A 15,975-nucleotide genomic window follows, 5' to 3' on the forward strand; every position below is an offset into this window, starting at 1 on the left:
TTAAGTTCTTCATTTGATTTAGTTTAATCGTCCAATTTATTAAACATTAATTCATGAAAGACAGTTAATCATTCCCTACCAAATTCCTAGTACTTTATCATATTAACGAAAAAAATTTAAAAGAAACAGTTCAAAAAAAAAATATAAAAAACATTTTTGAACTGTTGGACATTTATATATTTATATGATTAACTTTAAATACTTAGATATATTCTTAAAATTTATTATTTAACAGTTAGAGGAAACAAAGGAGTGAAACGATGTTATTACCAAGTCGAACCAAAAAATTTGTAGATTTAATAAATGAGGTGGAGTTTCGACCTAAAGAAATCAACTATATTTTAAATAAATACAAGATTTCAAGCGCAACTCTTATTCGCTTATCTAATGAATTAAACAATCTTATTCATCCTTCCAAGCTCGTGTCTAACGGCAATATCTTAAGTCTAGAGCTTGCCAATCACCACTCAAGTGACTATTGTATTTCAAAAGCTCTGCAAAACTCTTTAGAGTATAATCTTCTTTTAAAAATTTTTTTTGACGAAAGCTACACTATTTCTTCACTAGCAGAAGCCCTATTCACAAGTGAATCGACTATTAAACGAACTATTAAGGATATTAACTTAAATTTAAGTCCTCTTAATTATAAAATTTCTACAAAACCTGTGAGAATTATTGGAGATGAAATAAAAATCCGTCATTTTTTTATTATTTTAATTAAAGAAATGTTTGGTTTAGAAAATTTACCTTTCAAAAATGAAGATTTATATTTTGTAGAACAAGTTTACAATAACCTCCATACTAAATTCGGTTCAGAATATTGTCGTCAAGATTTACTAAATTTACAATTATTTTCTTTAGTTTCTCTTCAAAGGGAGATTAATAGTAATACCTTTACTATTAATCCTAATCTAATTTCAAATAGAGAAACTATAATTAACTCTCTAATATCTAAGAAGCCTAATCTTTTCATACCAGAATACAAGGGTGTTTCTTATATTAAAATATTCCATTTTTTACTTACCGATAGGTACTTTCTAGAAAAAAACGATGACTTATCATTAAATAACGATAGGATTAAAAAAATCGGTCTTTTTTTAGATGAAATCGAACATGTATTTATTTATAAATACTCAGAAGACAACCGTAATAAATTATTAAAAAAAATATATGATATTATTTGGGGATACTTATCAATTCCGGATAGTTACGAATCTGCCAATAACTATTATAAAAAGTTTTTCAATGAAAATGATTTTTTTCTTGAAAACATGAACGATATTTTCAAAATAATTTTCAACAAACATTTCCAGAATACATCAAAAAATAACATGTATATGATCTTCTTTAGTATGATTACCGAAACTGATAATTTACTCGAAAATTTCATGAAAAATATTAAACCTGTAGAGATTCTAGTTTATGTAAATTTTGATTTTTCTTTTAATTCTTATCTTAAAAATAAACTTAAACTTATTTTACCTGGTGAAAACACCTTAAAGTTTATCGATGAAAGACAATCAATTAAGTTCGATGAATCTTTTTTTAATGATTATGATTTAGTTATCACTAATCATTTCTTTGATGATGCCCCCAAAATTGATAACTATATAATTATTTCTCATTTCTTATCAGAAATTGATTTAACTAAAATAAAAAAATTACATTCAAATATTTTGAAAAAGAAATTCAATACTATCGCAGATGAAATGATTCATCGTGCTTTAAGTAATTAATTTTAAAAAAACAAAGCCACTAGTAAAAAAAGAAATTACTAGTGGCTTTGTTTTTTTTATATAATAATTCAAACTGACTTAATGGAAACAACTTTCCTTTTACTTGTTCAATTATTTGCTCCTCATCTATCAAACCAAACATTCTACTATCTCTAGAATATTCCAAATTATCCCCTATCACAAAATATTTATTAAATGGGATGTGGGTATGAGATCGTAATTCTATTAATGTTTCATTGGATACCCTAAAATTATATAAAAAATCAGAATTTCTAATCATTTTATTAACAATAGATACATTATTTCCTGATCTTACAATTCCATCTCCTGGAATACCTATTACTCGCTTTATTAACAACTCTTCAGAATTATTTTCCTTTATTACAACAATACTATACCGATTAATTGTTTTTACCTTTGTTGTCACAACATAGTCCCCGTTCTTCACTGTAGGCACCATAGAATTACCTGATATCATATGAATTGAAGGCTTTACAGTAATTCGTATAATCAATAATAGTATTATAATAAACATTATTACTATACTTTGTACTAATATTTTCGTCGATTTAAACTTTATCATAAAACTACCTCCAAAAACATTTCACTAATCTATTTAACAACTATTGAATTTTTAATTAATAAAAAAACCAATGACGACATGTTCACTGGTCTTTTATATAATATTGAGGTTCAATAAGGTAATTATATAATAATTTTATTATTTTAGTAAAGTATTACGTTTTTACTTAGCTTCAATATATTTCACTTGTGTTGAGCGTGCGATATCGTTTGAAATAATACGATAAGAAACACGTGTGCCACCTAAGACATTTCCTTCTGAAATTAATATACCATCTTTTGTGACTGCTTCAACAAACGCCACATGTCCATATTCACTGCTAGATCCTGCAACTCCTGGTAAGAATGAAACTAAATAGCCGGCTTTAGGTGTATTGCTTACTTTATAACCTAATTTAGCTCCCTTAGTTCCCCATTCTCCACCATTACCCATATAATCATCTACCGTCATACCTAGTTGCGCCACACGGTTAAACGCATACCATGTACACTGACCAATTGGATAAGAACCTGAAGTGTTATAATTTTTTTGGTTAAAATCGGGGAATTTCATCAAACGACGATATTCTTTTGGAATCTCATTTCTAGATTGTAAAATGCCTGATGTTGTTCCAGTATAAGTTTTATCTAATTTTGGTTCATCATATTGTGTTAAATCATACGCAGCAATTAAACTAATGATTTTTTTATCATATTGTGTATCCGTTGCGTATTTACCTGTTAAACTTTGCGCAGCTGAAATATAGTTATTAGCTTCTGATCGCCATGCTTCTTTATAAAAATCTGATTGCCATCCTGTACCACTCTTGATTAATGACACATAATCTTTAAGAGATTCTTGATAACTAGGATATTTTCTAAACGCTGATTGGATAGCATAAAGATTTCCTTTACCATCGTCTTCATTTGTTGCCATTGAAACGCTCTGACTTTGGTATTGTCCTTTTATGCCAAATAAATTATGGTTAGGTGCTTGTGCTAAACCACTTGTTCCAGAGGCACTTTCTAACAATGCTTGTGCAATCATAACAGATGCAAAAACATCATATTTTAAACCTAATTCACGCGCTCCTTCTCCAATAGATTTAACAAATTTTTCTGTTAACGGATTGGTTTGAAAATTTAAAGAAGCAGGGTATTGTTTTAATAATTTTTCCCCTTCTTTATTTAAAGTTAGCTTTTCATTTCGATAGATAGTTTGATCATCACTTTCGACATAGTACTGAGTTACCACTTCATAGTGATCATCACCATCTTTTTCTACCGTGATTAACAAATCATCGCCGATATATAAACCATACTGCGTTTGATTCATATAATTTGTCCAAACAACAATATCGCCTACAGCAATTGTTTCTGAAGCAGATAATGGCTTAGTTTGTTTGGTCAATAAATCTTGGTCAAAATATTCATTACCTAACCATGTCATTAAAGCTCTTGAGGTAATAGGAGTAGGCTTAACCTTATTTTCTTTATTTTCTTCATGCTTTTTATGTTGTTCATTTTTTTTGTCTTTTGTTGAAGGTTCTTCAAATTGCTCTTTGCCTACCAACAATAAACTACCATAAATAAGAACAGCTTCTTGCTCTGACTTTAGTTCAGATAATAAAGGTAAACGGTAATTTAATAGATTAGACGTTGCAAATTCTTCAGACTGTTCACCTAAGTCGATCTGCGTATTAAATGACGGACCTGAAGTGGCTGCTTTTGTGCTTACTCGATTATCCGTTGTTGATTGCTTATTATTTTGTTTCGTTTTAGAAGCTGCTACTGGTTGATTATTTCCTTCTTTATGAGGTTTTATTTCGTCTTTACCTGGTTTTAAATTATTCACTGGCTTCTTCCCCGGATTATTATCTTTGCCGGGTTTTTGATTAGCTACTGGCTGTTCACCTTTGTCTACGGATGATGAACTATCTTCTTTATTAGGCGACTCTTTACTTGTCTCAGTTGTTTCTGTCGAATTTTCACTTGTTTCAGTGGTTGTATTAGTCACAGAACCTTCTGATTCAGTAGATGACACCGTCTCCTCTGTACTTTCTTGAGCGTCAGAAGTAGTAGTTTCTTCGGTTGTTTGAGATTCCTCAGGTAATGTCTGACTAGAATCAGTTGTTGATTCTGGAATATTTTCTTCCGTTGTTTCAGTCATTTCTGTTGTTTCTGTAGTCACTTGATCTGTTGTCTCTTCGATTAATTCGCTAGAGTCTTTTGGTATTTCTTCACTTGATTCTATTATTTCTAATGATTGATCTGGTAATACTGATATAACATCATCTTCACTGTTCTTATTCCCCATAAACTCTTCTGTTGTATATGAATTAGACATAGTCTCTGAATCAACTATATCTAATTCATCCGCCATTAATGGTTTAGTTTGAATCATTCCTTTTACAAAACTAGTTAATTCTAAACCAGCAAATATAACTAAAGATATCACAATTATTTTTTTTATTTTCATATTTCCCTCTCTTTTTATAAAGAAATTATCAACCAGCATACTTCCTAATAATAAACTAAATTTCTACATTATAATCCAATAATTCCGAATTGAAATTTTGATCTAATAATTTATCTTCATTTTCTAGTTCCTTAAAAAAATCAATTGCAGCCATTGAGGTGTTTTCAGATTCTTCTAATTTTAAATCGTCTATCTTCCTTTGATACATAGTGGCTAATTGTTGTCTAAATGTTCTATCTTCATACTTAATCTCTTCTAATTGTTGTTTTAACATACTGCATTCTTGACCTAAATTTGTAATAGACTTATTTATCTGGGAAACAAGTTCTTCTCTTTTAATCCTCAATGTATTTAACTGCTCTTTAACTGACGTTTTTTCTTTAGCTAATTGCTGAAATAATTTTTCTCGTTGTTTTTTTGCCTCATTAACAAAATTTTCTTTTTCCAACTCAAAATCGACATAAAACTGCTCTCTTTCATCGAATGCTTTTTGTACTATTAAAGTAGCTTTTGTATTTGCTTCTTGTGTAATTTTTAGTGTAGTTTCATTGGCTTCATTTATAATATACTTTGCTTTTTCATTAGCCTCATCTATTAGTTGTTTTTTCTTATTTTCAACATCAATAAAATCTTCCTGTATCTTTTGAGCATATTCTTCTAACTTTTCCTTTCCTTCAATTATTAAAGCCTGCGCTCTATTAATAGCATCATCTTTTAATCCTTCTGTACTATCAACCAGCATTAAAAGTTCTTCGTTTTTTTTATTAATTTTTAGATTATGTCGTAGTAATTCTTCATTTTCACTCTTTATTCTCTGCATTTCCTGAACATATTTATTAGTTTCAATATCTAGACTCTTTCTCAGCTCTTGCTCTTGTTTATAAAGCGTATTCAAATGTAAGTGCTCTTCTTTTAATTCATTATTTTTTTCATTAAGAGCATTATTAATATTCTCTAATTTAGATTGTTTTTCTAATAAATCATTGATGTAGTTATCAACTTCTTTTTTTGAATATCCTGTCATAACTGTTTGAAATTTAAAAGTTTCCACTTTTTTATTATTCAATCTTTTCATCTCCTAATTAATTATTCTCGAATAAATTATCTATTTCATAAAATAGCTGTTCACTAAACAACTGTAAATCTTGATCTAAATTTTTCAAATTCTCTTTAACATTTTCGTCATCTAATTTTTGATTACTTTTTTCTTTTAATCCATCATTAAGCAATAAATTATCGTCTGAACTCACTTTTTTAGAACTCTTAGAAGTTGCATTTTTAAGTGAATTTTCTGATTTTATATCTTTTTTATCCAACTCAAATTCCAATCTAGCAATGTTATCTAATATATCTAGTATCTTAAAACTTTGATTTTTATTATTCAAAATAATCTCCTGTTCACTAATTGAACGCTCTTTTTTTTCATTTTCTAATGATTCTTTCAAGTTATTTATTTCTGTTTTTAAAATACGAATCTCTTTGTTTTTTTTTCTCTCCATTTTTAAACTATCTGACAAATCAAACAAATTTTGATATGTATTATCAAAAGTCACTTCATCCATCAAATCAATTTCACTTATCATTGATTGTACAGAAAAAAACTTCTCCATCATATTAATCCACCTTTCCATATTCATAATTCGATTCCAATTTATCTGTCATCGTATTCCTAATATAATGAAATTGTTCAACTAACTCATTTTTTTGATTAAATTTAATTAATACTTCAATAATACTTCTGTTTGCAGATAGTTCTTCGATAAAATAATTTTGATTTTTTTTTATCTCATCTGCTTGAATATTCTCAACACTTAAACTACTAAAATTAATTATCAGTAGTTTCTTTTCTTGATTATAAATAACTACTGGACTAGTATATCCAAAATATGGATAAATTTTATTAGCTATATTAACTTCTAGTTTTTCAATTTCTTTTTGGTCTACATTATTTTTCGGGAAAATTTGAGATAATTCTATACCATTTGAGGGATATTCTCTAACTGGAAGCTCATTTAATAACTCTTGGTACTTTAAGTGTATTATCTCTATTTCTTCTCTGACACCAGCTAACTCTCCAACTAGTGATGACTGTTTAATTTCATACACAATAAGTTTATATGTCATTAAAATTGTAGATCCAACTGACAAAATGGCAACCAAAACTAAAATTTTTACATGATTAACCATTTGTATCATTTGGTATTTTAAAAACTTACGCTTAAAATCTTCAGAATATCGTCTCAATTTACTTATTTTATTTATATTCATCTGAATTATTGCTCTAGGAACTACTAAAACAGTCATCGTTATTAAAATGGATATAATTATAAATAATAGCAACATATTTTTCTCCCTTCTTTAAATTTTAATTTATTCTTCCCACTTTATTAAAAGGATATACTCGATATGTTAGAATGCCTTCAACATCTTCCTTATTAACAAATCCAAATTTTCTACTATCGTTAGAGATTCCTCTATTATCACCTATAACAAAATACTGATTTTCAGGAATTTTATTGTAGTAAGATAACTCTTTAGCTACCTTTATATCTAACTCAAATTTGCTTACAGAAGCATAATTATCTTCTTCTTTATTAGTAATAATAATTTGATTATGAGCTATAATATATTCGTCTCCTGGCATCCCAATTACTCTTTTTAATAGTAAAGATCCGCTCTCCTTATTTTCAAAACCAATCAATGAATATCTAGGAACTAATTTAGTTTTCTTGATTAAAATTATATCATTATTATGGATTGTTGGTTCCATGCTTCTACCATTAATAGAATGAATTTTAAATAGAAAGTTAAATACTATAATAAATATTAAAGTGATTATATTCACTAAAACAATTTTTTTTTTTCAATTTAATCCCTCACTTCTTTGTTGCCCAATAAGACTTCTATGATCTATTATATAAATTTAAATTGAATTACCCTCATACTTTAGATAGGCATATACTATCGTATTCAGAATACTATTCCTTCACATGCATAAAAAGGTCAAAAACACTTATTTTTTTTCAAATTTGACCTTTTAGTAAAACTACAATTTTTTTGAGAGTTTTAGTTTAGAACTGTTTAACACCAAAATAAAAATAATACAATACTAATCTATGTGAAAATGAATGATGATTGGTATAAATTTAATATTTTAACAATTTGTTGCCAATTTATTATTGACATAAAAACATAGAAGGTGGCTATAATAATGACCACCTTCTATGTTTTAGTAATATTATTTAGACAATATTTTATATATATACAACAACCATTTATCAGTTGCTTGATCTATTAACTCGTATGTATACTCAAATTCACCTGTATAGTAAGGATCTGGCACATCTGGACGACCGGCTTCAGGCAATACAGATAGGCATGTCACGATTTTATCCTGATACTCTATCGGTGCGATGGCTTTTAGATTGGCAATATTTTGTTCATCCATCCCAATAATATAATCAAACGCCTCGAAATCTTGGGGCTTTATTTGTTCGGATGTGATGCCTGAATAGTCAATGCCTTTCTCGTCTAGCAGTTCTCTTGTTTGATGATACGGTGGTTTACCGACGTTAAAATCACTAGTGGCACGTGAAGCCACCTCAATTTGATTTGATAAGCCAGCTTGTGAGACTTTGTGACGCATTACGGCTTCGCCAACTGGTGAACGGCAAATGTTTCCTAAACAAACAAATAGTACTTTAATCATCTTGGTTATCTCCTTCTGATATTATTTTTGTTAGCAGTTCTTTAAATGTTTCTTTTTGTTCAACCGTCAATTTACTTGGGCCTTTCGTGCGTTGGCCACTTCTTCTTAGTTTAGCTGAATGATGACGTTGTTCAAGTAATTGATCAATATTGGTATACGTATATTCTTTACCCGTATGATGTAACACACGAACTTTTTTAGGTAAAGCAAGTGAAGCTAAGCCATAATCTTGTGTGACAAGAATATCGTGTGCTTGAATTAAGCCGATGATTTTGTAATCTGCCGAATCCGCCCCACGATCGACATATACCACTTCGATTTGGTCTGGATGTTTATCACTCACATGATCGTAACTACTAACTAAAATAACTGGGATTTGCGTCTTTTGAGCAACTTGATAGATTTCTTGCTTAACTGGACAAGCATCTCCATCAATAACAATTCGCATATAATAGCTCCTTTCAAAAAAGGATTGTGACAAATGGCCACAATCCTTTTTACTTTTCTATTTAGGCTTTCGGGGACAACATATTGCTCAAAAGTCATTCGTCCCCTTAAGCACTTTATCTAATCCGGCTTTTGGTCGGAGCTAAACACGACTACAAGCACTTTAATTTGCGACAATATTGACTAGTTTGCCTGGTACAGCTATGACTTTACGAATCGTTTTGCCTTCTAATTGTGGGGCAATTTGTTCGTGTGCAATCGCGAATTTCTCTAAGTCTTCTTTGTTAATATCAATCGCTACTTCAACACGCGCGCGCACTTTTCCGTTGATTTGGATGACGATTTCGGCTGTATCTTCGGTTAACTCGTCTTCGTCATAAGTTGGCCAAGCAACGTAAGAAATATCGTTTTCGTTCCCTAGAATTTGCCACAACTCTTCACCTAAATGAGGTGCGATTGGCGCTAGTAATTGGACGAAGCCTTTAATGTATTCATAAGGAAGTGCATCTTGTTTATTCGCTTCATTAACAAAAATCATTAATTGTGAAATGGCTGTATTAAAGTGTAAGATTTCGTAATCTTCGGTCACTTTTTTCACTGTTTGATGGTAAACTTTTGTCAATTTACCGTCATTTTTCGTTGTGATACGGTCACGCATTTTGCCGTTTTCATCAACAATTAGACGCCATACGCGGTCTAAGAATTTACGAGAACCTTCTAATCCGTTTTCGCTCCAAGCGATTGAGGCGTCTAATGGTCCCATGAACATTTCGTATAAACGTAATGTATCTGCCCCATATTTTTCAACGACATCATCAGGGTTCACAACATTGCCTTTTGATTTAGACATTTTTTCATTGTTACTACCTAAAATCATCCCTTGATTGAACAGGCGTTGGAATGGTTCTTTTGTACCAACTACACCGATATCGTATAAGAATTTATGCCAGAAACGAGCATACAATAAGTGAAGTACCGCATGTTCTGCACCACCGATATACATATCCACCGGTAACCATTTCGCTAATTTAGCAGGATCAGCAATTTGTTCATGATTATGAGGATCGATATAACGTAAGTAATACCATGAGCTACCTGCCCATTGTGGCATTGTATTGGTTTCACGGCGACCTTTTTTACCTGTTACTGGATCTACAACATTTACCCATTCTTCAATGTTCGCAAGAGGTGATTCACCAGTACCGCTTGGCTGAATGTCGGTTGTTTTTGGTAAAGCTAGTGGTAATTCTTCTTCTGGAACAGTTGTCATCGTACCATCTTCCCAATGAATCACAGGGATCGGTTCTCCCCAATAACGTTGGCGAGAGAATAACCAGTCACGTAGGCGGTAGTTGACTTCTTTTTTACCAATACCTTTTTCAGTTAACCAATCAATCATTTTAGCAATCGCTGTTTCGTTGTCTAAACCGTTTAGAAAATCAGAATTGATATGTGTCCCTTCACCTGTGTGAGCAGCTTCTTCGATGTTGCCACCGTCAATCACTGGAATAATGGATAAGCCAAATGTTTTAGCAAATTCGTAGTCACGTTCGTCGTGAGCTGGAACCGCCATAATAGCACCTGTACCGTAGCTTGCTAACACATAATCAGCAATCCAAATTGGCATTTTCTCACCATTAGCTGGGTTAATCGCGTAAGCACCTGTGAAGACTCCTGTTTTTCCTTTAGAGAGCTCCGTACGGTCTAAGTCAGATTTTTTCTCTGCCTCTTTGATATATGCTTCAACTGCGTCTGCTTGTTCATCCGTCATAATGTCTTTAACTAATGGTAGTTCTGGCGCCATAACGGCATACGTTGCACCAAATAATGTATCTGGACGTGTAGTAAATGCCGTAAAGTTGTGATCTGTCCCATCAATTTGGAACGTAATATGTGCGCCTTCTGAGCGTCCAATCCAGTGACGTTGCATCTCTTTGATGCTTTCTGGCCAATCAACTTCTTCTAAATCATCAATTAAACGATCTGCATAGGCTGTAATTTTAAGCATCCATTGCTTCATCGGTTTGCGGACAACTGGATGTCCTCCACGCTCTGATAAGCCATCGATAACTTCTTCGTTTGCTAAGACCGTTCCTAAAGCAGGACACCAGTTAACCGCAACTTCTGATTCATAGGCTAAGCCTTTTTCATATAATTTAGTAAAAATCCATTGTGTCCATTTATAGTAATTTGGATCTGTGGTATTAATTTCACGGTCCCAATCGTAACTAAAACCTAATGAATTAATTTGACGCTTGAATGTTTGAATATTCTTTTCAGTAAATTCCGCTGGATCGTTACCAGTATCTAGGGCATATTGCTCAGCGGGTAAACCAAACGCATCCCACCCCATTGGATGTAGAACATTGTAACCTTGCGCACGTTTTAAACGTGACAAGATATCTGTTGCTGTGTAACCTTCTGGATGTCCAACGTGTAAACCTTGTCCTGATGGGTATGGAAACATATCTAACGCATAAAAGTTAGGCTTGTTGTCATCTTCTGTTGTTTTGAACGTGTGTTCTTTGGCCCAATGTTGTTGCCACTTTTGCTCAATTTCTCTGTGATTAAAAACCATTATTTTCCCTCCTAAATATAATAAAAAAGTCCTATAAAAGCGTAATAAAACACTTTTATAGGACGTAATGTCAATTACGTGGTACCACCTAAATTCGTTTGACAAATTAGTCAAACCTCTACAGCTTGTAACGAAAGCCATCCGTTCTATAGTAGAAATTACTCCAAGGCAAGTTCAAAGTATTCCTTTATGCATTCACAGCAACCATGCACTCTCTTGAAAGGAACTATCTCTTACTACTCCTCTTCTCAGTTGATGTCATCATATCAAATATATGGCTTAATTGCAACTTATTATATCGTCTCAACAAGTTATTTTAATGTCAATGTTTGACCAATATAAATAGCATCCTTAGTTAATTTGTTTAACTCTTTCAACTCTTTTACTGTTAACTTGTTCTTTTTAGCGATTGAATATAACGTATCACCTTTTTTTACTTCATACGTTTTCTTCTCATCAGTATTAGTTGTTGATGCTGGTTGATTTTTTTCAGTTATAACTAATTTTTGTCCCACATAGATAATATGGTTACGTAAGTTATTTAGCTTTTTCAATTGTTCAACTGACATCCCATGTTTATTGGCTACGCTAAATAAGGTATCATCCTTACCTACTGTATATGTTCCGTTAATTGATACATCAGCTTGAGATGTCTGTGTAGAAGTAGACGAAACTGTTGTTTTTTCTTCAGCATGGTCTGCTATTTTCAACGTTTGACCTACATAGATCACATCACTCTTCAAGGCGTTCCATTGTTTTAAGTTAGCTAAGCTAACATTATAATTTTTTGCAATAGAATACAAAGTGTCGCTCGCTTTAACAGTATAACGTTTCATATTAATATTAGATGATTGACTCGTATTACTTGGAGCGTTTGATGTGCTTGTTTGATCATTTGTTGTTTCTTGTGAGGGTTGTTTAACTGTCAAACGTTGCCCTACAAAAATCATGTCGCCACTCATCTTATTCCATGATTTAATTTGTACAACACTCACACCATATTTTCTAGAAATACTTGATAAAGTGTCACCTGCTGCTACTTGATGTGTTTTGGTTGAGCTTTGATTGTTTTCATTTTTATTAGGTGTTGTATGAGTTGATGCACTTGATGATTTTTTGCTAACTTTTAGTGATTGCCCAACATAGATGGTATCCGTCGTTAACTTATTCCACGATTTAATTTGCGCAACACTTACACCATGTTTATTGGCAATACGATAAAGCGTGTCACCTGCTGCTACTTTATACGTTGTGGCGTTGCCACTTGTATTGTCCGCTTGCTCTTTATGTTGCGTATTATTAGTTGTTCCCTCAACTTTTTGAGTGCCAACTTTTAATGATTGCCCCACGTATATCGCATCATTCTTCAAACCATTCCATGATTTGATTTGCGCAACACTTACACCGTATTGACGCGCCAAACTATATAACGTATTACCAGATACGACTTTGTGTATATGAGCCGACTGAGTTGTTCCTGTAGATTGACCTGATGCATTGTGATCGGCTTCTTGTTGATTATTGGTTGAATGTTTGCTTACTTTCAATTGTTGGCCAACATATATTAGATCCCCTGATAATTTATTCCATGAACGTAGCTGAGCGACCGTGACACCATGTTTTTTTGAAATTTTTGTTAATGTGTCACCTGCCTGTACGTTATAATATGAAAATTCTTCTGAAGGTTTAGACGTCGTCAATGGATTATCCAAAGAACTATTCCCGTTATTACCAACTGTTCCATTATCTGATACATTTGGGTGACTACCAGGTGTATCAAAAGCAGTTAAATTATATCGTTCAATAATATTATTTAATTTAGAACCATAATTAGGATCTGTTGCATAACGGCCTGTTAACCATGCCGTTGCTTGACGATAAGAGTTACTATTGCTCTTCCATGCGCCAGAATAATAGTAATTGCCAGAAGCAAAACTAGTATTTCTTAACACATAGGCATTATCGTACAACGATTCTCTATAAGAGGGATATTTTCTAAAGGACGCATTCACATAGACATCTTTACCATTAATATGTTCCCATGTTCTCATTATGACACTCTGACCGTTATACGAACCTTTAATACCAAATAAGTTATGATTAGGATAGCTCGCTAAACCACTATTCCCCCATGAACTTTCTAATATAGCTTGTGCTACCATAATAGACGCATATAAATCGTTTTCATCTGCCACTACTTGAGCTAAGCTTCCGATTTGTTTGACAAAATCCGCTTGAGAGGCAAACGCTGTAATCACTTGAGGTGTTTTTACGGTTTCAATTGAGGGTAATTTATCTTTTTCTTGTTTGCCCTCTACTTTTACTGACTGCTCATTATCTAATTCTTCAGCATTTACTAATTGAGAGCCATCTAATAAGGTCCCTAAAGAACCCATTGCTAGGGTTGTCCCTAATAGTGAAGTTGACTTTTTCATTAAAAATGACTGACTATTATATTTTTTCTCTTTATTGCCACTGTGTTTTTTGATCATTTAAACAAATCCTCCCAACATATCCATATATAGATAGCTAATTAAATTCTAACATTTTTATGATCATAAATCATTTATTTAATAAATTTGTAATATATTAAACATATTTCATACTTTAGACTGATTTTAGTGATATGTCATTGTCTTTTGTCACTCATTTGTACTATGATACAAGAAACGAACACTTAGGAGATTATTCAATGTATGAACATACTTATTTACAAAAACTTAATGACGCATTAATTAATATTCCCTCTAAAGAAAAGACGTTAATTTTGACATACTATCAAGAGCTTATTCATAAAGAGCACTTAACGGATCAATCAGAAGAAACGATTATCCAGGCATTAGGTGATCCTGTCATCATTGCGGCGGCTATATTAAAAAAAAATAGGGCCAAAACTTCCCAGTCTCCGTATGAGCAGCAAGGGTGGCAAGAATGGTCTGATCAAGGTATGGATGATAAATTCGATACAAAAAAAAGTAAACGAACTCGTCCATACTCTAAATTACAACGAGTCTTACAAATATTAGGATTGCTTTTTATTAACTTAACCTTAATGTTTTGGCTATTTTTATGTATCGGTATTTTAATTGTCTGTGGCTGGATTGTTAGTATAACCTTTGTTATCAGCCCAATTATATTAATTGCAGCTTATTTCACCCCTTACCTAACTTATCCACTATTTAGTCTATCTATCGGATGTGTCCTCTTTGGCCTAGGGATTGTCGGTTGTTATCTTTGTAAAACACTGACTAAATATTTTTGGAGAGTAACGAAGTATTACTTCTACGCTAATTTACACGTTTTGAGAGGTGACTATTAATGAAAAAATCAACCAAATTTATGATGGGAATTGCTTTACTTTCGGTTATTATCGGAATAATTGGGATTGGCTTTAGCTTAAACCGATTTGAAAAGACTAGATTACGTGATGAATTATCTCTACCTACTAACGCTAATACCTTAACTATTGAAATTAAAAAAGGGAGTCAGCTAGATCTCAATATAACACAAACCAGTAATCCAACCATTCAATTAAATGAAGATGGCTTTATCCCGCAAGATATCTCTTACGAACTATCAGAAATAGATAAAAAATGGCACCTTGAATTAGAAAATCATCCAGTTGAACAAAAAGACACAGTAATAGGTTTCTATTCACCATCATTAAATTCCATACATATTCAGTTACCTAAACAAGTGACTCATTTAAATATTGTAACCCATGAAGGTGACCATCCCAATATCCATGTATCTAATATGTCACTTGCCTCATTAAACACCAATACGTCGTCAACCAATTTACGCTTAAATAATCTCAAACTTGATGAAATAAAAACCCAACAACTTTCAGGAACAATAACTATTGATCAATCAACGATTTATAAAGACACAAACATAGAATCAAACGAAAGTGCCACCTATTTTTATCATTCTAAGTTCCTAGAAAAAACACTTATAGAGTCAAGCGAAGGCAATAGCCAATTATTTGCTAATCAATTTGATGACGTCACTGTCCTTAATGAAAAAGGAATAATCAGTTTTGAAAATAATTCAGGAAATACAACGCTAAAAAATGAATATGGTGATATTTATTTGATTAACCCTAAAGATACCAGTCAAAATAAAGTAACCAACACTAAAGGCAACATATTTGTTACTTTACTAGAAGGTCATGAAGCACAACAGACAATTAAAATCGATAACCCTAAAACAGATGTCCAAGCATTTGATACGGCTACTATCGTAAAAAATAATGAACCTGCCGCTATTCAATTAAGTACACAATCAGGGGCCATTCAATTAATGCAATTCAAAATTGATAAAGACGCATCTGATAAAGATTCCCATGATACTTATTATTATTTAGATAAAACGCCGATTGACAACAATCGAGCTGATTATTTATCTTTTGATACGCTTTACTATGCCTCTGATTGTTTCGTTCAACTACCATAAACGCTAAAAA

At 32.0% G+C, this 15,975-nt stretch carries 13 protein-coding genes and 1 other annotated feature; of the genes, 3 read left to right on the plus strand and 10 right to left on the minus strand.

The genetic code is table 11. The annotated features are described in order from the left end of the window. The first annotated feature begins 260 nt into the window (after positions 1 to 260). Positions 261 to 1,736 carry an AcpB/EbpR/MafR family transcriptional regulator gene (locus E4Z98_RS06350; RefSeq protein ID WP_135255224.1) on the plus strand — a complete coding sequence of 492 codons (1,476 nt, stop codon included), beginning with the start codon at positions 261 to 263 and terminating at the stop codon, positions 1,734 to 1,736. A 19-nt stretch (positions 1,737 to 1,755) separates the two neighbouring features. Here E4Z98_RS06350 and lepB (E4Z98_RS06355) read toward each other — a convergent pair whose 3' ends face one another. The 10 genes from lepB (E4Z98_RS06355) to E4Z98_RS06400 form a co-directional block, all read right to left on the minus strand. Further along, positions 1,756 to 2,319, minus strand: coding sequence for a signal peptidase I (lepB, locus tag E4Z98_RS06355; RefSeq protein ID WP_135255223.1), 564 nt, complete (start codon positions 2,317 to 2,319; stop codon positions 1,756 to 1,758). A 162-nt stretch (positions 2,320 to 2,481) separates the two neighbouring features. Continuing rightward, on the minus strand, positions 2,482 to 4,776 hold the full coding sequence (locus tag E4Z98_RS06360) for a glucosaminidase domain-containing protein (protein ID WP_168182774.1): 2,295 nt from the start codon (positions 4,774 to 4,776) through the stop codon (positions 2,482 to 2,484). A gap of 55 nt (positions 4,777 to 4,831) precedes the next feature. Continuing rightward, positions 4,832 to 5,842: a coiled-coil domain-containing protein gene (locus E4Z98_RS06365; RefSeq protein WP_135253425.1), complete on the minus strand. Its 1,011-nt coding sequence runs from the start codon at positions 5,840 to 5,842 to the stop codon at positions 4,832 to 4,834. A gap of 16 nt (positions 5,843 to 5,858) precedes the next feature. Then, entirely contained in the window at positions 5,859 to 6,389 is a 531-nt protein-coding gene (locus E4Z98_RS06370) for a hypothetical protein (protein ID WP_135253426.1), read from the minus strand. A 1-nt stretch (position 6,390) separates the two neighbouring features. Then, positions 6,391 to 7,119 (minus strand): hypothetical protein, encoded by a 729-nt coding sequence (locus E4Z98_RS06375; RefSeq protein WP_135253427.1) that lies wholly within the window; start codon positions 7,117 to 7,119, stop codon positions 6,391 to 6,393. A 22-nt stretch (positions 7,120 to 7,141) separates the two neighbouring features. After that, positions 7,142 to 7,621 carry a signal peptidase I gene (gene lepB, locus E4Z98_RS06380; protein WP_168182775.1) on the minus strand — a complete coding sequence of 160 codons (480 nt, stop codon included), beginning with the start codon at positions 7,619 to 7,621 and terminating at the stop codon, positions 7,142 to 7,144. 393 nt (positions 7,622 to 8,014) lie between these two features. Beyond that, on the minus strand, positions 8,015 to 8,485 hold the full coding sequence (locus tag E4Z98_RS06385) for a low molecular weight protein-tyrosine-phosphatase (RefSeq protein ID WP_135253429.1): 471 nt from the start codon (positions 8,483 to 8,485) through the stop codon (positions 8,015 to 8,017). Beyond that, positions 8,478 to 8,933, minus strand: a complete 456-nt coding sequence (locus tag E4Z98_RS06390) for a YaiI/YqxD family protein (protein WP_135253430.1) — start codon at positions 8,931 to 8,933, stop codon at positions 8,478 to 8,480. The genes E4Z98_RS06385 and E4Z98_RS06390 overlap by 8 nt, the downstream gene beginning before the upstream one ends. 162 nt (positions 8,934 to 9,095) lie before the next feature. Beyond that, positions 9,096 to 11,510: a leucine--tRNA ligase gene (leuS, locus tag E4Z98_RS06395; protein WP_135253431.1), complete on the minus strand. Its 2,415-nt coding sequence runs from the start codon at positions 11,508 to 11,510 to the stop codon at positions 9,096 to 9,098. A 55-nt stretch (positions 11,511 to 11,565) separates the two neighbouring features. Continuing rightward, positions 11,566 to 11,769, minus strand: a binding site (T-box leader). A 52-nt stretch (positions 11,770 to 11,821) separates the two neighbouring features. After that, positions 11,822 to 14,002, minus strand: a complete 2,181-nt coding sequence (locus tag E4Z98_RS06400; protein WP_135253432.1) for a LysM peptidoglycan-binding domain-containing protein — start codon at positions 14,000 to 14,002, stop codon at positions 11,822 to 11,824. Positions 14,003 to 14,202: 200 nt separating this feature from the next. Between E4Z98_RS06400 and E4Z98_RS06405 the strand changes: the two genes are divergently transcribed. Together E4Z98_RS06405 and E4Z98_RS06410 are read left to right on the plus strand one after the other, a co-directional pair. Continuing rightward, positions 14,203 to 14,829 (plus strand): DUF1700 domain-containing protein, encoded by a 627-nt coding sequence (locus tag E4Z98_RS06405; protein WP_167790868.1) that lies wholly within the window; start codon positions 14,203 to 14,205, stop codon positions 14,827 to 14,829. Continuing rightward, positions 14,829 to 15,965 carry a DUF4097 family beta strand repeat-containing protein gene (locus E4Z98_RS06410; RefSeq protein WP_135253434.1) on the plus strand — a complete coding sequence of 379 codons (1,137 nt, stop codon included), beginning with the start codon at positions 14,829 to 14,831 and terminating at the stop codon, positions 15,963 to 15,965. The genes E4Z98_RS06405 and E4Z98_RS06410 overlap by 1 nt, the downstream gene beginning before the upstream one ends. Positions 15,966 to 15,975: the final 10 nt, after the last annotated feature.

The sequence above is a fragment of the Vagococcus xieshaowenii genome (assembly GCF_004792515.1).
GTDB lineage: Bacteria > Bacillota > Bacilli > Lactobacillales > Vagococcaceae > Vagococcus_A > Vagococcus_A xieshaowenii.